Here is a 17,119-nt window from a genome sequence, read left to right as displayed (position 1 = left end):
GATCAACGGCTTAAGAGCACAAATTGTTAAATTTCTGTCAGTAGTAAAAAAAGAAAACCCGCCGTAGCGGGTTGAATTAGCAATGTTTTATTAAGACGCTATTTGTTTCTGCTGACAAAACTTCGTCAGGTTAGCCCTTACCAGAGATTCAGCTAATGGTGGCTATACAACAAAAAGTAAAACTACTATGGTGGCCTTTTGGTTAGCCTCTCTACGCTATCGGATCGGCCTGCCTATCTGCAAATACTTATCACCTAATCTGTTTAAATTACTGATGGTGCTTAGCAGAAATCATGAAGCGAAGATGTAAAAAAAAGCCCACTCGGACATGGGCGGGCTAAAAGAAGAGAAATCGAACCTATTATTATACGAGGTGCTGCAACAAGATGTGACGCATCTTATCAAATGTAAAATGCGGTCATCCCTTTGAAAAACTTAAACGTAATCTCATTTTTTTTCAAATCAGTCCTCGCACTACACTTCATCTCCATTTGGACTGCTTAGTTCAATCTCCCACTCTATATCCTTCCCCTGGAACTGGGGCATTACCTCGCCCTTATCAACACTTGTCACAACCTTATATGACTCGTTTTTCCATAAACCCGTCTGAGGGCAGATTTGACCTGATGTTGACTTAGAGGCTGGAGGTGCTGCTCCATCTTTAAGATAATTATAACTGTCAACATAACCATACCCACTACGATTCACTGATGAAACCATAAATACTCCACACGATTATCCATTCATAGTATGTAAATGCGGTCACACACTCTGATAATTAACATTGCAACAATAATTTATTGATATATGTCACAAAAACTAGCTCATTCCTGCTAAGTCTCGGTTCATATGGTTGTGAGTAAGTCCTTCACAAAGATAATCCAGTGGGTTTTATCGTTCTTTCCGGTACGCTGGCCAATTGCAGGTTTCACATCAATGCCAGCTGCGGCAACTTCAGTCTTCACGGGAATGAAACGAGATGGCGACCAGTCGCAATAGATATCCGTTTCGGTGTGTCCGAACATGGCTTTACAGCGCCGGATGTGATAGCAGTTACCGCAACTCGAACCTTTTGGTAGGCGCATTTTGTCCGGGTCGGAATGGTCATAATTCAGCACCTTGATGGCGTCGCTCATGACTGCACTCCTTGGCGAAGTTGGGCGGAGAGCTCATCAACCGCATCCGATAGCGAACGGTAGTAAGCTTTAGTCTCGACAAATACGGAATTTTCCTCACCGCAAAACTTCAAGAATCCTTCCACACCCTGTGCCCGCACTTCGGCCAGGAAAGCGTCAGTGGCTGGGGTTTCTGGCTCGTAACCATCGGCGCTGACGTAACGGGTAATCTCCTCTTCGTAGAAAGTTTCCGGCTCGATGTGTGCAACATGACAATCGTTAATGATGAAATTTTTCAGCCCCGCATTCTCCGCCGCCAGCTCCCTGCACTGCTCTCGGCATTAGCAAGCTGTACTGCCAGTTCTTCGTTTTGCAATTGCAGATTTTCGATACCAGCTTCTGCAACATCACAGGCCTTTTCCACGCCCTCCATCAACTCGTTTAACGCAGCAAGTTTCGATTGCTGCAATGCACATTTTTTCTCTAATTCTTCGTATGACGGTTTCATGCTGGCATTCTCCCCACGATATCTATAACCCGGCGCATAACCGCACTTCCCCGAAAATCTGCTGGTAACTCAATCACAGGCTTACTCGATCCGTATGAAAAACGTTGGAGATCGAAATCAATCACAGCCTTCTGGTCCCTGAACAAACCAAGACGACCGTAACGAATGAGTTCTCCGCGTTCAGCTGCTACACGGAAATACTTCTCAGCAGTCTGACGGTGCAGCGACAACATCTGTGATGCCTCGCTAACGGTTAAGCGTCCGCGGATTTTCACCTCTTCGATGATCACCCGGATAAGTGCTGCCTGCTCTTCTGGTGTATTTGGCCTTGGCATGCTGATCACCTCCGGGCCATACGCAGGCATTCATTTCGTTGCTGCGCTATACGTGAAACTTCAGCTGAACTACGGGCAATGTCTAACATGTCGGTATATACCTTTGCCGCGCGCCGCCAGAGTCCTCGGGACTGCAGGTCTTTCGCCATTTTCTCCGCTAATTGCGTTTCAACCGGATCGCTTTTCTCTTCCATGAAGGGCAGTTTTACGTCAGGTAATTCTGCATCCGGAGCGATGTTATAAACATACTGAGTTCCGTTGTGAGTTCGCAGAACTGTGCCGCTAATAGTCAACGCGCGCAGAAACTTACCTGCGGTACCGGATGGAATATCCAGTGCTTCACATACGTCACGTAATATGCAGTTCGGGGTATGGCGCACCACTATCGCTACCCGGTCTTTCTGAGAGATTTCTATGGTCATTGGTCAATACTCGTTTTAGTTAATTAAACCTGCCGCTTTGCGGCGTTTGTATTCTTCCATCAGTATTTGCGCTGGCGTTGGTCCCGCCGGATGGTGCGGCGCCGCCAGTTGACGTCGAATTGGTGGCACACTTAGTCCATTACCAACATGCTTCGACCACTTCGTAAGTAACTTTTCCGCCAGACGTTTCAGCTCCCCCTCTGTCATTTGTCGTTCTACACCGGTTCTGCGCATTTCGATGCAGATGTGATACAGCACTGGCTGAGGCCATGGATATTTATCGCTACCTGAATACCGATATGACTCATTGCGCCAGCGCCGGTATTCCGTCATAACCTGTTCCGACGTCAGTCCGAATGGATTAGCTCCACTCTCCGAAACCAGAGAAACAAACTCAGCAAGGTCAGGCGGCCATGTATTTCCCATTGCGCAGCGCTCCATGCACTGCTGACAGACCAGCCGAATTTGCTGTTCAGTCATCGAACCTATCTGGGCTATCCAGATAGGCGAAGGCTCCGCCCCGTTCTTCTGGGTCCATCGATTCGAATACACCTCCCCCATGACCTGCCACAGACGCCAGGCTGTTTCCGTCGCCATCAAGTCCATTCCTGCGGCGCCACTCTGCGTGGGCTGACTGAATTTGCTGAACTGCCCGGGATGCTGTTGGTTCTGATCCTGTTCCCACATGACTGTTACCTCCGGTTTCTGGTTTTACCTGCGTTCTCACCCGGGCTACATGTCGGGCAAATTTTTGTTCCCACTGGATTTGCGTAAAAACTTTCCCTTCCGACTCCCAGTACGCGGTGAATTCTGCGAGTTCAGTCAGAAGGTAATCTGGTTCAGGCAGGGAGATACCCCACGATGCGGCACGCTGTCGGAAGTCTCTGGAGGGAAGCCAGCTATCTGTCATGCTGAATTTCCCGATCGGTTCATCAACACCGTCCAGATATCGGGGCATGGCCGTGGATGGTAGTTCCTCCCCATTCGAATTTTTCATCGCGCCCGCGTTAAGAGAGGGGTTTAAGATCTGTTTACTGCTAACTGCTTTCTGGATACCTGATGGCAAAGGTTTAGCCAAAGACTTAGCCTTATCCTTAGGCAAGGCGAAAGCCTTATCAAAAGCCATCCCCATAGCGTCAGAAACCCCGTAACAGGCGGCTTTGAGAGCTTCATATGCTTTATCTTTCAGTGAACATTCAGGCAGTAATTCAAACGATCTCGCCCATGATTTGATCACGTTCACTGATGCTGGCGGGTTATGTTTGACCGCATTAGGCAACCAAAAAACTCTGGCTTTAAGGTCGGCTTCCACCATACCTAACGCTATGGCTTCGCCTAAGGCTAAGTCGAAGGCTTCAACATCCCAGTTTAATTCTTCAGCCATAGCAGCCCTCCCCGCCTTATACAGACCGGGGATGATCCCCGTGAATGGACCAGTTAGCAGGTAAATAAACAGACTCTGCCCACTTGGCGGGAGTGGTGATAAGGCTCGAAATTTCGGATCATCCCACATGGTGATCTTCACCTTCCGGTAAGGCTCGTTGCTAGCCTTACTCTTAGGCATGGCCTTAGCCAAAGGATTAGGCATACTTCACCCCGCGAGTTGCAGTAATAATGGTCATTGGTCAAAACTCGATTAAAACAATTGCGGCGCTACGGCGCTTAAACTCGCCAGTAGTGGTCCCGCCGCGTCAGCTGGTAGCATGTTGAACAATGCGATTGCCGCTTCACGAATTTCCTTCTCGAGCTTCTGTAACGGAGCGCCGATTAATTTGGCCTGGTGTGCCTCGCTGCATTCTTTGATAGCGCTGGCCACCAGCTCCGCTTCTGTGCTCGCATTACTTAACCCGTGCTTTCTGGCAATCTGAACTGGCATAGCAGCAATGATTGAACCTGACAGCTGCATAACGTAAGCCGTGTATTTTTCTGATCCCCCTTCGTTTTTCAGATACCGGAATAAATTCTGTTTATTAACAGCAATTCCACGGCCATCTGCTTTGGCCCACTCTTCTGCCACCAGCTGAGCGATCCGTTCCTGTGCCTGTCCTGGTAATGTCGATTCCCATTCACGAACGGCGGCCAATATGACACGGTGCTGGATGCTGTCACGGCGCTGGGGTTTAAAATGATTTTGCGTTTTCAATGGAACAGCTAAGCGTTGGCTATGATGTTGATACGTAGCTGATTGCATGATTAAGCCTCCTTTTGAGGTAAACCATCAGTGGGGTTTGGATAAAGATCCGGACGCAATTCGTGAGGGGTAACTTGCCAGTGGACAGCCTTGGATACACGAACAACTAGCTCGCCTGGAACCTTTTTCTTAAACCATCCATTAACTGTTTGAGCTCGTCGATTTAGACGACGTCCCAGTTCAGCCTGACTGCATATTGCTAACATTTTCTTTTGCGTTGAGAGATTCATTGGCATATCTCGGGAAGTGAACGAGATATGAGTAAATCAAATTATTTCGATATCGTCAAATTATATCGATAGGTTGAGCTACAGATAAAATCTGTATAATCGAATGTATGTTTTTGAGCGGGCTAGGAATATGAACTTCGGAAAGCGATTACAAAAAGCCATCCATGATCTTGGAATCTCTCAATCGGAATTGGCACGCAGATTAGGAGTAAAAGCCCAGTCAGTAAATGGCTGGTGTAACTCCAATATACTTCCAAGAGCTGACATTCTAGATAGACTTCAGTCCGCTACAGGCTTTCCGCTTTATTGGTTTTTTCTTGAGGAAACTGAAACCGACGCTATCCCTGTAATTGCATCAGACAAAAAACGACAACCTCAGTCAGATCAGGAACAAAAGCTACTTGAGCAATTTGAGCTTTTGCCTACTGATGATGAAAGAGAAAAAATTATTAAGTTGATCGAACTACGGCTGCAAGAGCTTGATGATGTTGCTACTGCTTACCTAAAAAAACGAAAAATAATCCCGAGTAACGAATAACACCATTCCTTCAACCTTCATAAACCTCGAAAAATCAATCCGATATACTATTCGGTGAGTTATTCACACCTATGCATATCTATTTAATTTGACATATATCGATTCAATCGATAATACTACTCCCAACGCAAAAGAAGTCATCAAGGCAGGACGCCCACGAAGTAGCTGCCGGCGGCATACGAATCACCGGATGAGATGGCAGGCATTAACACGCAGCAGGTTCAACGTTCCGCCAGCCTGGCGACAAGGGCAACACAAGAGGATAAATCCATGATCGATTTCGCACGTAAACCAGTGCGGTGTCAGGCCGTACATCTAAATCGCATTGAAGTAATCATTCGACTGATTTGCTACATGCTTGCCCAGAAGGGCGACCCGTCTGCCGACCAACAGACTGCAGTTCGTTAATAACGAGTTTGACCAATGGCTGTTGCCAGCCTCATGCCCGGTGCACAGGGCATTGTGATGGTAATACCACCATCGTAACCAAACAGGAGACGAAGACCTGTTCTGGTTAAATTGGAAAAGTGTTCTTTGCCCGTCCCGTGGCGGGCTTTTTTCCGGAGGTTTTTATGTCAGCGAACGATCTGGCATTGCGCTTCAGCAGCGCACCAGCAGAGGCATTAATCGGGGTTTTGCCTGTTCTGGAAGTAAAAGAAGCATTACGTGAAGAAGTTGAAAGTGATGTGATGGATGAAGTCTGGACTGAGCACAACTTTGAAATGGAAGCGATGGGCGAACAAGTTGATGAAACGGCCAGGCTCGCTCGTAAATTTGAATGTGCGGCTGAAGCTCTTGGAACGGCGATCAAACTTGCTCTGACTCTCCCACATAATGAGGCAATGCAAGTTCTGAATGACGCCTTAAACGATAACCCAGGATACGGTCGCGAACCGGCAAAGGATGCGTGATGGAATTTGGAATGAAACGTGTGGTGGCTTCAGTTCAGGTCGTTGCCATTCTCAACAGAATTTACAACGGCAGCCCTGTTTCCATCGCATCGATCAGTAAGGAATCAAAGCTGTCTGTGTCTTACCTCGAGCAGATTTTCTCGAAACTGCGCACCAGTGAAATCGTCACCAGCCAGCGTGGCGCTGGTGGCGGGTACCACCTTAGCAAAGCAAACCCCAGCGTGGCTGACGTCGTTCGCGCCGTAACAAACACGCCTGATTCATTTGAACCCGTGCTGAATGCTCTGGAGTGGGTCCCCGTCGCGCATCTGGCGCAGGGAAAATCACCTACCCCATAAAGCACAAAACCCGCGCAAGGCGGGTTAAGTACCCGGTCAGCCGACCAAAGCTTTCCGGAACGAGTTTTGACCAATAACCACTACCTTAGGCGGCGATCATCAGCTGCCGGGTATCTTACAATCCAATGGAGCCCGAACGCAATGTTAACGTATGCGTATCTTATTAAAGCCAAAGCGAAAGCAACTGAGGCAAAAAACCTGTTTTGCTGGTTCTCTGCGAAATCAGATTCCCGTGCAGAGCGCGAAATCCTCAATATTCTCGAAGACAACGGTATTGCCGTCGGACGTGGCGCTGACTATCAATTACCTGTCCGCACCAACTGGTTTGTTGTTGACGATCTCCCAGAGGAAAACGCACTCGATGACACATGGTGCGATCGTTACGAACTGGCAGAAGACCAGCAAACATGGCAACCGAAACAGAAGCCTGAGAATGAAAATCAGGGGGCTACCGGCCAGCAAAAACCTGAAACCGCCAGTACTAATGTACCCACCAGCGATGCACCAGCATTGCTCCGCCCCATATCTCGCCTGCGCCTGTCTCAGCGACTGATTGCGCACCTGGTCAATGACACTGAAGAGAAGGAAATCAGTGAAGCGCAGCACATCCAGATCGGACAAATGGAACTGGACGAAAATAATCTCTATGTACAAAACCTGTTACTGGCCGTTGCGAATGTGCCGGCTGTGAAAGAGCTTTCTGCTCATGTCGAGTGGAACCTGGCAAACGCAATAAAAGAAGTCTTCGATCGTGAGCTGGTCTATACCGTCTCTTCATTCGAGGAATTTATTACCGAATGGATTGCGGAACCGAAAGCGCGGACTCATACCGTGCAGGAGTGGGTTAACGATAAGAAAGCACGAATTGTGGGTGATGAACCCACCGTTCCACCTGTAACGCCAGAACTCATTACCGTTGCGACTCTCCCGCTACGCCAGCGCCTTTTAGCTCAGTTTATTTCTGATGAATATGCTTACCATATTGATACTGAGCAGAGGAAAACCATTCAGGAACTTGAGCTGGATGTGGATAACAGCTACGTGCAAAACCTGCTGCTTGCAGCCGAGAACGTAGAGCCATTCAGAAAAGCGCCAGAGATTGATATCTGGAAAATTGTCAGCGCGCTAAAAACTATTTTGCCGGTTGATGGTAAACGAGTGGATCTGTCTACCGTAATTCAGTTCTTTAAGGCCTGGTTCAGTACTGAACACATTGACCGCGGGTTGCTGGTTAAAGAGTGGTGTAAGGGCAATCGTGTTTCACAGATTCAGCGCTCTGATGCCGGAACCAACGCTGGTGGCGGCAATAAGACCGATCGTAACCCGGAACTTGTCCACACGCTGGAAACTCTGGACATTGATATTGCGCTGGCCACACTTCCAATGGATTTCAACATCTACGATATCCCAGGCGGCGTTTTCCGTCGTGCAAAAGAGATCATTGCTAAAAACGAAAGCCCGTTCAAGGAGTGGTCCGCCGCCCTGCGCAAACGCGCTGGCATCCTGGATTATTCCCGTGCCGCAATTTTCGCGCTTATTCGCAGTGCAAAAGAAAACGCTCACCATTTCCCGGAACTGCTGAGCCGTCACATCAATAAGAACCTGACTGAAACCGACCACCAGCACCCAACTGAAGAAACCCTGGCGGCAGCCGGTCACGTGCCAGAAAAAAGCTGGGAAAACGAAATTAACGAGAAAGTCACAGCTGAACAGAACGCTGTAGTCGAACAACCAGCAATCGCCAACATGGGCAACGGAGTGTTCTCCATCGATGGCCTAATGGGGAGCCAGCCAGCGCCAGCGCTTTCTGTCGTAGACCAGGTACGCCAGCGCGCCGTCGAGGATAAAATACATCATGCCAATACAGAGGAAGCCACCAGCGATGTGCAGATGGAAGAAACTGACAACAACGAAATCAAAGCTAATCCGGAAGTGTCTCAGAGCGAAACAGCAGTTTTGCCAGTTAAAAGCGCTGATGCAACTGGTGACGCGTCAGCTTCCCTGAATAATGAACCCGTTCACCATATTAATACAGATCCCCTGAACGCTTTTTATACTCACCTGATGCTTGATATGGAAACTATGGGCAACAGCCCTGATGCCCCAATAGTCTCTATCGGCGCTGTATTTTTTGATCCTTCAACTGGTAACACTGGAGCCGAGTTTTACCAGATTGTCAGTCTAGAGTCATCGATGTCGTTTGGCATGAAACCGGATGCCTCGACAATTCAGTGGTGGTTAAAACAATCTTCGGAAGCCCGTTCTGCGATTCTTGTTGATGGAGCCATGGGGTTGCGCGAAGTCCTTGAGCTTCTGGCCGACTTTATTGCTGAAAATGCTGCTAACGGTAGTCACTCCGTTCAGGTATGGGGTAATGGCTGTTCGTTTGATAACGTCATTCTCCGCCGCGCGTATGTGTTAACAGAAACGCCCTTCGCTGTTCCGTTCTGGAATGACAGGGACGTAAGGACCATGGTTGAACTGGGTAAATCTGTCGGTATCAATCCGCGCTTCGACATCCCGTTTGAAGGTGATTTGCACAATGCACTTTCTGACGCCCGGCATCAGGTCAAATACGTCTCTGCAATCTGGAAACGTCTGACCGCAAACTGATTTTCTAATTTCACAATTTATGGTTCCTGCCTGGTATGTTTTTACAGGCAGGCCATCAGAGAGATGAGCTATGCACGAACTTACACTGTCTCCTCAGGAAATTGCAGAAATTACTGGCTATCAGCGCTACACCCACCAGCAGCGACAGCTGCGGTGTCACGGCATACCGTTCACCACTGATGGGCGGAACCGCCCAATTGTATTGCGCAGAAGTATTGGTCCCGGAGTTTCTGAATTACCTAAGGTCGATGAATATGTTGCACTTGAGCCAAATTACGACGCAATCAATGGGCAGACCAAGAAAAGATCCTAAAGACAAGCACCTCCCGCCACGCGTAACTAAAAACCGTTATAGCTATGTGTGGAAGCCAAAAGGAACAAAACAAAGCGTAACTCTTGCACCTATTACCGGGACAAGTATGTCCCGGCTATGGGCGCGTTATGAGGAAGAGAAAGCCAAGCGTTCAGACGTAATGACATTTTCTAAATTATGGAAGTTATTCACCAGTAGCCCAGCTTTTGCTGAACTGGCTCCACGGACGCAGACTGATTACAGATCGTATGAAAAAAACCTGGTCCCAGTGTTCGGGAATATGCGAGCAGATGACATAAAAATTGAGATGGTCAGGATCTATATGGATAAACGTGGCCAACGCAGCATTAACCAGGCAAACCAGGAACTCGGCGGGATGTCGCGTGTTTTCTCATGGGGATATGAACGAGGGTACGTGAAAGGAAATCCGTGCAAAGGAGTGCGCAAGTTCTCTTTAAAAGCCCGTGACGTGTACGTGACAGACGAAGAATATCAGGCAATTTATGAAGAGGCGGCACCAGCTCTCCGGGTTGGCATGGAGATATCTTACTTATGCGCAGCTCGCGTTTCCGATGTACTTTCTCTCAAATGGTCGCAAGTAAGCGAGGAAGGCATTTTTATCCAGCAGGGAAAGACCGGGACTAAACAAATAAAAGTCTGGACTGAACGGCTTCATAACGCCATCGAACTTGCAAAAACTCTGGGTGGGCGGGAAACGGTTATCTGTAGCAGCAAAAAAACTAAATACTCGAAAAGTGGGTTTAATGATCTGTGGGAAACGGCAAGGGAAGCAGCAGGAAAAAAACTAGATAGAAAACTGCCGTGTACTTTTCATGATCTCAAAGCCAAGGGAATATCTGATTACGAAGGCTCGAGTAAGGATAAACAACTATTCTCAGGTCACAAAACTGAAAGCCAGGTTGTGGTTTATGACAGAAAAGTGAAAATTTCTCCCACATTGGATCTTCCAGTCTTGGGCAAATCAGAAGATGATGATGGCGAGTTTTATACCAAGTGAATATACCAACACTATACCAAGTGTGACATGAGTCGTTGAAAGGAATTGAGCTAAGTGTTTGAATAGTGGCGGAGAGAGGGGGATTTGAACCCCCGGTAGAGTTGCCCCTACTCCGGTTTTCGAGACCGGTCCATTCAGCCGCTCTGGCATCTCTCCGTTCTGGTGGTTGCCATGATGCCAGGTAATTTGGCATTTTAACAGACCCAGTTCCGTCAATTTCGTTCAAGTGACGAGTTTGCGAGCAAAACGATGATTAAGTGGCCCTGGAAAGAGCAAGAAACAGCCCGGAATGATGACTGGCCCTGGGATGATGCCCTGGCAATTCCTCTTCTGGTGAATCTTACTGAACAAGAACAAGCCAGGCTTATTGCCCAGGCTGAGCGTTTTTTACAGCAAAAAAGATTGGTTGCGCTACAAGGATTTGAACTGGACGCACTGAAAAGTGCACGTATTGCTCTGCTTTTCTGTTTGCCTGTTCTGGAATTAGGCATCGAATGGCTCGATGGTTTTCATGAAGTCCTCATTTACCCTGCTCCGTTTGTTGTGGATGACGAATGGGAAGATGATATTGGGCTGGTGCACAATCAACGGATTATTCAGTCAGGCCAAAGCTGGCAACAGGGTCCGGTGATCCTGAACTGGCTTGATATCCAGGATTCCTTCGATGCTTCCGGCTTTAACCTGATTATTCACGAAGTGGCACATAAACTTGATATGCGTAATGGCGATCGCGCCAGCGGCGTTCCGGCTATCCCGCTGAGGGAAATTGCAAACTGGGAGCACGATCTCCATGCAGCTATGAACAACATCCAGGATGAAATCGATCTGGTGGGTGAAACAGCCTGCAGTATAGATGCCTACGCAGCAACCGATCCTGCAGAATGCTTTGCGGTATTATCCGAGTATTTCTTCAGCGCCCCCGAGTTATTTGCACCACGTTTTCCGGCATTGTGGCAACGTTTTTTCCAGTTCTATCGCCAGAATCCAATGCTTCGGTTGCGCGATAGCCAGGAAGAAGACCATTTTCGCTCATCAAATGTACATTAATACTGAATTTGAAGATTAATTAACCAATTGATATGACGTATTAATTTTACTATTGACACGTCATGATGAGGTCAGTAATATGCGCCTCGTTCACACGATTCCTCTGTAGTTCAGTCGGTAGAACGGCGGACTGTTAATCCGTATGTCACTGGTTCGAGTCCAGTCAGAGGAGCCAAATTTAAGAAGCCTGTTTAGGAAACTAAGCAGGCTTTTTGCTTTATATCTGATAATCAATCATCACTTCATCAGGCTCCATCGCCTGGCGTTTAATCTCTTCCACAGATAAACCTGCGTTGCATAGCTCGATGAATCGCCAGACGTAATTGCGCTGCAACTGACCGCGTTTGAGCCCCAGCCAAACGGTGTTCGCATCAAATAAATGCCGGGTATCAAGGCGGGTTAACGTCCCCTCCTCCTGCTCGCCACTGGATTGCTCCGCCACCAGCCCGATTCCCAGCCCCAGCGCTACATACGTTTTAATCACATCCGAGTCTTGTGCACTGAGGATAATATCCGGCACCAACCCTTTACGCGCAAATGCCTCATCAATACGTGAACGCCCCGTAATACCCTGCCGATAGGTAATGAGTGGCCAGTGAGCAATAGACTCAAGCGTAAGCGGGGAAGCCTTAACTAATGGATGATCGTGTGGAACAAGCAGGCTGTGCTGCCAACGAAACCATGGAAACGCCACCAACAGCGGATCGCTGCTGAGTCGTTCACTGGCAATACCAATGTCAGCGCCACCATTTTGCAGGAGAACGTCAATTTCTTGCGGCGTCCCCTGGATAAGCTCCAGGCGAACCTCCGGGAAGAGCTCACGAAATGCTTTGATCACCGCAGGCAGACTATAGCGTGCCTGCGTGTGTGTGGTCGCAATGGTCAGCACGCCAGACGTGTCATTGGTAAACAGGTCCGCCAGTCGGCGAACATTACTGGCTTCATTAAGAATACGCTCAGCGATCACCAGCAACGCCTTCCCCGGTTCGGTCATGCCAAGTAAACGTTTACCACGGCGAATAAAAATTTCGATGCCAAGTTCATCTTCAAGTTCGCGAATATGCCGGCTTACCCCCGACTGCGAGGTATAAAGAATATTCGCGACTTCCGTCAGGTTGTAATCCTGACGGGCCGCCTCGCGGATTATTTTAAGTTGCTGGAAATTCACTTTTCGCTCCGGGTACATCAAACATTACGCTATTGTTAAAGTCTGATGCCCGGCATAACAAATAATAAAAACCTGCATCTTATTCCTGGCTGGAATAAGGTCTAACTCACCAGCTGTAGCTCCCGGTTTTCCAGTGCCGGACGGCTAACCAGCGACAACAGGATCTCTTTCACCGCCTGAGCCTGTGGTGTCAAACTGCCCCTGGCTGACATGTTAAGCGAGAGGGGCAGATTCATGGAGGGCGTTGTAATCCGCGCCATCCAGCCATTCGCTGCATGACATAATGCCCGGGCTGCCGATTCAGGCAAAACCGTCACCCCCATACCACTGGCAATCGCGGCCGTTAGGGTGGAGATAGAATCAATTTCACCTATTACTTTGGCCGTTAAGCGGCGCAGTGAGAAGGCTTCGTCAACACGGAGGCGAACCGCACTGTAATCCCGTGGCAGAAACAAATTCATCTGCGCAACTGCCGTTAAATCGACACTTGGCCCTGGACATTCGCGCGTCCCCACCAGGAAAAGGTCCTCTTTGAGTAACGGTTGACTGGAAATACCCGCAATCGGCGAACGCTCGTAGAGCACCGCCATATCTAATTGACCACTGAGCAGTTTATCGTTCAGCACCGCCCCGCTGTTTTCATGCAAATAGACCAGTACATCGGGCAGCTCGGCGCGGACGGTCTGTAATAACGGCATGGTAATTGATGATGCCGCAGTGCCAGGTGCCAGGCCAATAGAGACGTGTCCACTCAGGGTCTGCCCTACATTATTAACCGCAAGCTGCGCCTGTTCACACTGACGTAATATTGTCCGGGCGTGCGTGTACAGTACTTTCCCAGCTTCCGTCGGCGTCACCCCGCGTTTGGTGCGGATCAACAACTGTTGATCCAATTCCCCCTCCAGCGTAGCAACCTGCTGGCTCAGCGCGGGTTGAGCGATATGCAATACTTCCGCTGCCTGGGTCAGGCTACCAATATCGACGATTTTTACGAAGTATTTCAGTCGTCTGAAGTTCATTTTGCCTCCTGTCGGAATACCAGAACCCATGCTGGCAGTCATGAAACTCAGGATTGCAAGATGCTTGCCAGTTTCATCTGTAGACGATTATTTAATGTTAAGCTCCCGTTAAGTAAGGGATGGCGCAGGAAAGTGATCGCTTCTATTGATTCCGCCTTTATCCGGGCTGCCCCACAAGAGGTAGACACGCACCAGAATGGGGCAAATGTCTAAAAAAGCATGAAAGATCGCCGCTTTGTTGAATTTGTCAGCAAACGAACACACAATTTCATTTCCCCCTTTGACAACCCCCATCGCCCCCGCTAATATGCGCCTCGTTCAAACGATTCCTCTGTAGTTCAGTCGGTAGAACGGCGGACTGTTAATCCGTATGTCACTGGTTCGAGTCCAGTCAGAGGAGCCAAATTTTAGTTTCAGGACATCCCAGCGAGTCCGGAAGCTTGTTAAAAAACAAGAACTTATCTTTACCCGGCCGTCCTGAGAAGGATTGCCGGGTTTCTTGACACCCATAGTTTTTTGGGGCTTAATCGGGTGCCTCACGGTTCGGTGAGAAAATAGAGCCGCCCGCTATGGCATTAACAGATACCGCTATCCGCAAGACTAAACCCACAGAAAAACCCTTCAAACTGGCAGACAGTTCAGGACTGTACCTGCTGATCAAACCTAACGGCTCGAAACTCTGGTATATGAAGTATCGCATCGACGGCAAAGAGAAAAAACTCGCCTTTGGCCCCTACCCGGATGTGTCCCTGTTTAAAGCGCGACAGTTACGTGATGCCGCGCGGGCGAAAATACGTGAGGGGGTCGATCCCTCCGCTGACAAGAAAATCGCGCAACAGAAAAATAAAAACGGTCATACATTCCGCCAGATCGCCATGAACTGGCACGGTGAACACAGGCGCTGGTCTGAACATTATGCGAACACCATCCAGCGCAGGCTGGAAATGTATGTTTTCCCGGATATCGGAGGACAGCCTCATCGATCATATCACCACGGAAACGCTGTTATTTACCCTGCACAAAGTGGAAAACAAGGGCTTTCTGGAGAAAGCCGCGCAGCTGAAAAACTACGTCACCGAGATCATGCGCTATGCGGTGAAAAGGAGTTAATCAAATCAAACCGGACGATGGCGTGCAGTGCGCTGAGTGAGTCGGGGTTGTGGAGCAAAGAAGCCATTGAAAAGCAGATGAGCCATCAGGAAAGAAACAGCGTGCGGGCGGCCTATATTCATAAGGCTGAATATCTGGAAGAACGGATCGCGATGATGCAGTGGTGGGCAGATTATCTTGATGCAAATACTGGCGGATATATTTCACCCTATCAGTTTGCCAGTAGGCTGAAAAAAGTGTCGTAATACAACGGGTTATTAAAGGGTAAACGGGTGTTTCCCCTTAAGTACGTTTCAATCCGTGAATTATTTCAGCAGATCAATCAACCGCAGCAGAGCCAGTAACAGCTCCAGTACGGCAATGAGCACAACCAGCTTACGCGTTAGTGTGTCCATTCGCTCTCCTTTTGAAAGGAGCGCAACGCCTGCATCTTACCCTTACACTGCCTGTCAGTGCAGGATTACATCTGCCAGGATTGTATTATCACGCAACGCCGCTCAGGTCGCCATCCGCAGCCTGAGAGCGAAAAATAGAGAACCCTGCCTCACCAGCAGGGTTTTTTATTTTCTGCGATCGGCCTTCCAGAGTGTCTCTTTATGTTGGCGGCTAATCGCGGTATCTTTTAGCTGTACCTGCATTACGCCAGAACAAATCTGGCCGTCCCGTTATCGTAAGCCGGAATATAGCCAGAGCTAAACCGACTCGCCCGATCTTCTGTCAGCTTTGCTGGCGGAAGATCGGGAAAAGACAAGCGAAGCGCGGCAGACTGTCATTCATAAAATTGCGAAAAAATCTACAAACAACTCAATTCCCGAAAAAAAGGTTTCCTCTTTTCATCCGTGTAAAACGGTTGTAATCACCCTCTTGCCCTATGCTGTCGTAGACAGCTCCCGTTGCTTCACAACCTGAAAGAAGCACCTGTTCCGTCAGGACGGTTGATCCCTTTACCGGTGCAGGCCTCTGCAAACACTGGGTCGCAGGACATCGCGGCGGAGGCTCGAAGTTCACACTCAATAGATTTTTTAACCGCGCCAGTTCACCAGCACTCATTTCACACAACTGAAAATTCTACGATTTTCCGGCAAGTTTATACCTGCTGAATTTCAACGCCTTTTACTTTATGGGCTGCGGCCTGCATTTACCGTAAGGCATTTGCTGCCGCGTGACCGTAAACCTGCACCAGAATCCGCGATCTTTCACACACAGCCCCTGCTTTCGGGGTTCCAGCACTCATTCCCGCATCTGACACGCCTTTTGAAGGATACGTTGCCCCTTCTCCCGCTTGCCCCTCTTATGCATTCCGTTAATAAATATAATCATCAATATAAATAACATAGAACTATCGTTTATCAAAAATCAATCGGTAAAGACTATTAATTGCATTCCGTGTGACATTAATCACAAAACTGGGGTACTCAATGTTTATTATTTACTGCATAGCAAAGCATATAGTTTTATTGCAAGAGAATGATCTCATCATGCGGTAAAATTTTTTACTTATGCAATCTTTGGAGGTAATTATTTTGCCATGGAAAGACCCATCATCAAATGCATTTTTTAGCTGGATTTACATAATATTATTCGGCGCGTGGGGAGGTTTTGTTAGATATATCCTTGACGTTAAATCTGGCCGGTCGGGAAGAAATTTATTTTCGGCGTTAGCACAAATTATAGTATCAGGATTTACCGGCGTGCTTTCTGGATTGATGTCACAAAGTCTTGGAACAGTATTTCATACTACGCTTGCAATCAGCGGTATATCAGGTGCAATGGGCGTTGTTGCCCTTAATTATTACTGGAAAAAAATTTCTGGAGATAGCAATGATAAATCATGAATTCAGTAAAACATCTGAAAAGAATCTTAAAGGCGTACATAAGGATCTTTCTGATGTGATGAGAAGAGCATTGAAGTTATCACCTATCGATTTTGGTATTTCAGAAGGGTTAAGAAACCAAAAGAGGCAGCTTGAGTTATTGGCATCAGGAAAATCATTAACGTCAAAAAGCAGGCATTTAACGGGACACGCCGTCGATATATTCGCAGTCATAAACGGTACAGCATCATGGGAGTTTAAGCATTACCAGACAATTGCAACGACTGTGTTTCAGGCAGCTAAAGAGCTAGCTATTGACGTTGAATGGGGGGGTAACTGGGCGGAAATTAAGGATGGCGTTCATTTTCAACTCTCACGAAAAATGTACCCAGAATAGCATCTACCGTGTTTAGCAGACCTACTCAAACG

At 48.1% G+C, this 17,119-nt stretch carries 19 protein-coding genes, 3 tRNA genes and 2 pseudogenes; 13 read left to right on the top strand and 11 right to left on the bottom strand.

The genetic code is table 11. The features are described 5' to 3' along the window. Nucleotides 1-845: 845 nt before the first annotated feature. The 8 genes from I6L54_RS10565 to I6L54_RS10535 form a co-directional block, all read right to left on the bottom strand. Nucleotides 846-1,136: a hypothetical protein gene (locus I6L54_RS10565; RefSeq protein WP_040230715.1), complete on the bottom strand. Its 291-nt coding sequence runs from the start codon at nt 1,134-1,136 to the stop codon at nt 846-848. A gap of 274 nt (nt 1,137-1,410) precedes the next feature. Beyond that, complete coding sequence (locus I6L54_RS10560; protein ID WP_052463720.1) at nt 1,411-1,623, bottom strand: hypothetical protein; 213 nt, start codon at nt 1,621-1,623, stop codon at nt 1,411-1,413. After that, nucleotides 1,620-1,958, bottom strand: coding sequence for a DUF977 family protein (locus tag I6L54_RS10555; RefSeq protein ID WP_016150447.1), 339 nt, complete (start codon nt 1,956-1,958; stop codon nt 1,620-1,622). The genes I6L54_RS10560 and I6L54_RS10555 overlap by 4 nt, the downstream gene beginning before the upstream one ends. Nucleotides 1,959-1,963: 5 nt before the next feature. Then, complete coding sequence (locus tag I6L54_RS10550) at nt 1,964-2,380, bottom strand: PerC family transcriptional regulator (RefSeq protein WP_040230714.1); 417 nt, start codon at nt 2,378-2,380, stop codon at nt 1,964-1,966. A 15-nt stretch (nt 2,381-2,395) separates the two neighbouring features. Further along, the gene (locus tag I6L54_RS10545; protein ID WP_082031712.1) at nt 2,396-2,941 is read right to left on the bottom strand and encodes a replication protein P; all 546 of its coding nucleotides are present in this window, start codon (nt 2,939-2,941) and stop codon (nt 2,396-2,398) included. Continuing rightward, on the bottom strand, nt 2,853-3,764 hold the full coding sequence (locus I6L54_RS24280; protein WP_040230771.1) for a DnaT-like ssDNA-binding domain-containing protein: 912 nt from the start codon (nt 3,762-3,764) through the stop codon (nt 2,853-2,855). Before I6L54_RS24280 ends, I6L54_RS10545 begins: the two co-directional genes overlap by 89 nt. Nucleotides 3,765-4,016: 252 nt before the next feature. Continuing rightward, complete coding sequence (locus I6L54_RS10540; RefSeq protein WP_040230712.1) at nt 4,017-4,571, bottom strand: toxin YdaT family protein; 555 nt, start codon at nt 4,569-4,571, stop codon at nt 4,017-4,019. Between the two features lie 2 nt (nt 4,572-4,573). After that, complete coding sequence (locus I6L54_RS10535; protein ID WP_040230710.1) at nt 4,574-4,801, bottom strand: transcriptional regulator; 228 nt, start codon at nt 4,799-4,801, stop codon at nt 4,574-4,576. A 130-nt stretch (nt 4,802-4,931) separates the two neighbouring features. Here I6L54_RS10535 and I6L54_RS10530 point away from each other — a divergent pair, with 130 nt between their 5' ends. The 7 genes and pseudogenes from I6L54_RS10530 (at nt 4,932) to I6L54_RS10500 (ending at nt 10,532) form a co-directional block, all read left to right on the top strand. After that, nucleotides 4,932-5,339 carry a helix-turn-helix domain-containing protein gene (locus tag I6L54_RS10530; RefSeq protein ID WP_040230769.1) on the top strand — a complete coding sequence of 136 codons (408 nt, stop codon included), beginning with the start codon at nt 4,932-4,934 and terminating at the stop codon, nt 5,337-5,339. 270 nt (nt 5,340-5,609) lie between these two features. Next, a pseudogene (locus I6L54_RS24560) lies at nt 5,610-5,747 on the top strand (hypothetical protein); the annotation flags it as partial. A gap of 164 nt (nt 5,748-5,911) precedes the next feature. Continuing rightward, nucleotides 5,912-6,250, top strand: a complete 339-nt coding sequence (locus I6L54_RS10520) for a hypothetical protein (protein ID WP_135107954.1) — start codon at nt 5,912-5,914, stop codon at nt 6,248-6,250. Next, nucleotides 6,250-6,588, top strand: coding sequence for an RrF2 family transcriptional regulator (locus I6L54_RS10515; RefSeq protein ID WP_232034684.1), 339 nt, complete (start codon nt 6,250-6,252; stop codon nt 6,586-6,588). The genes I6L54_RS10520 and I6L54_RS10515 overlap by 1 nt, the downstream gene beginning before the upstream one ends. Before the next feature lie 141 nt (nt 6,589-6,729). Next, entirely contained in the window at nt 6,730-9,201 is a 2,472-nt protein-coding gene (locus tag I6L54_RS10510; protein ID WP_052463718.1) for a 3'-5' exonuclease, read from the top strand. A 70-nt stretch (nt 9,202-9,271) separates the two neighbouring features. Then, nucleotides 9,272-9,514 (top strand): DUF4224 domain-containing protein, encoded by a 243-nt coding sequence (locus tag I6L54_RS10505; RefSeq protein WP_072041425.1) that lies wholly within the window; start codon nt 9,272-9,274, stop codon nt 9,512-9,514. After that, nucleotides 9,489-10,532 (top strand): tyrosine-type recombinase/integrase, encoded by a 1,044-nt coding sequence (locus I6L54_RS10500; protein WP_052463722.1) that lies wholly within the window; start codon nt 9,489-9,491, stop codon nt 10,530-10,532. Before I6L54_RS10505 ends, I6L54_RS10500 begins: the two co-directional genes overlap by 26 nt. Nucleotides 10,533-10,598: 66 nt before the next feature. Here I6L54_RS10500 and I6L54_RS10495 read toward each other — a convergent pair. Continuing rightward, nucleotides 10,599-10,688: transfer RNA gene (locus I6L54_RS10495), tRNA-Ser, on the bottom strand. Nucleotides 10,689-10,781: 93 nt separating this feature from the next. Between I6L54_RS10495 and mtfA the strand changes: the two genes are divergently transcribed. Together mtfA and I6L54_RS10485 are read left to right on the top strand one after the other, a co-directional pair. Next, the gene (mtfA, locus tag I6L54_RS10490) at nt 10,782-11,579 is read left to right on the top strand and encodes a DgsA anti-repressor MtfA (RefSeq protein ID WP_005127779.1); all 798 of its coding nucleotides are present in this window, start codon (nt 10,782-10,784) and stop codon (nt 11,577-11,579) included. A gap of 99 nt (nt 11,580-11,678) precedes the next feature. Beyond that, nucleotides 11,679-11,754 (top strand) — tRNA-Asn (locus I6L54_RS10485). Nucleotides 11,755-11,796: 42 nt separating this feature from the next. Here the strand turns inward: I6L54_RS10485 and cbl are convergent. Continuing rightward, a complete protein-coding gene (gene cbl / locus I6L54_RS10480) occupies nt 11,797-12,747 on the bottom strand; it encodes an HTH-type transcriptional regulator Cbl (protein ID WP_005127780.1) in 951 nt (316 codons plus the stop codon). A gap of 101 nt (nt 12,748-12,848) precedes the next feature. Next, on the bottom strand, nt 12,849-13,766 hold the full coding sequence (nac, locus tag I6L54_RS10475; protein ID WP_005127781.1) for a nitrogen assimilation transcriptional regulator NAC: 918 nt from the start codon (nt 13,764-13,766) through the stop codon (nt 12,849-12,851). Nucleotides 13,767-14,093: 327 nt separating this feature from the next. On the opposite strand from nac, the gene I6L54_RS10470 reads away from it, so the two are divergent. From I6L54_RS10470 to I6L54_RS10455, 4 genes and pseudogenes are all read left to right on the top strand, one after another. Continuing rightward, nucleotides 14,094-14,169: transfer RNA gene (locus I6L54_RS10470), tRNA-Asn, on the top strand. A gap of 166 nt (nt 14,170-14,335) precedes the next feature. Continuing rightward, nucleotides 14,336-15,121, top strand: a pseudogene (locus I6L54_RS10465) (tyrosine-type recombinase/integrase). A gap of 1,278 nt (nt 15,122-16,399) precedes the next feature. Next, a complete protein-coding gene (locus tag I6L54_RS10460) occupies nt 16,400-16,711 on the top strand; it encodes a phage holin family protein (protein WP_223236915.1) in 312 nt (103 codons plus the stop codon). Beyond that, nucleotides 16,698-17,087 (top strand): M15 family metallopeptidase, encoded by a 390-nt coding sequence (locus tag I6L54_RS10455; RefSeq protein ID WP_005127784.1) that lies wholly within the window; start codon nt 16,698-16,700, stop codon nt 17,085-17,087. The genes I6L54_RS10460 and I6L54_RS10455 overlap by 14 nt, the downstream gene beginning before the upstream one ends. Nucleotides 17,088-17,119: the final 32 nt, after the last annotated feature.

It is taken from the genome of Citrobacter pasteurii, assembly GCF_019047765.1.
Lineage (GTDB): Bacteria > Pseudomonadota > Gammaproteobacteria > Enterobacterales > Enterobacteriaceae > Citrobacter > Citrobacter pasteurii.
This window is presented reverse-complemented; position numbering and strand designations above follow the sequence as displayed.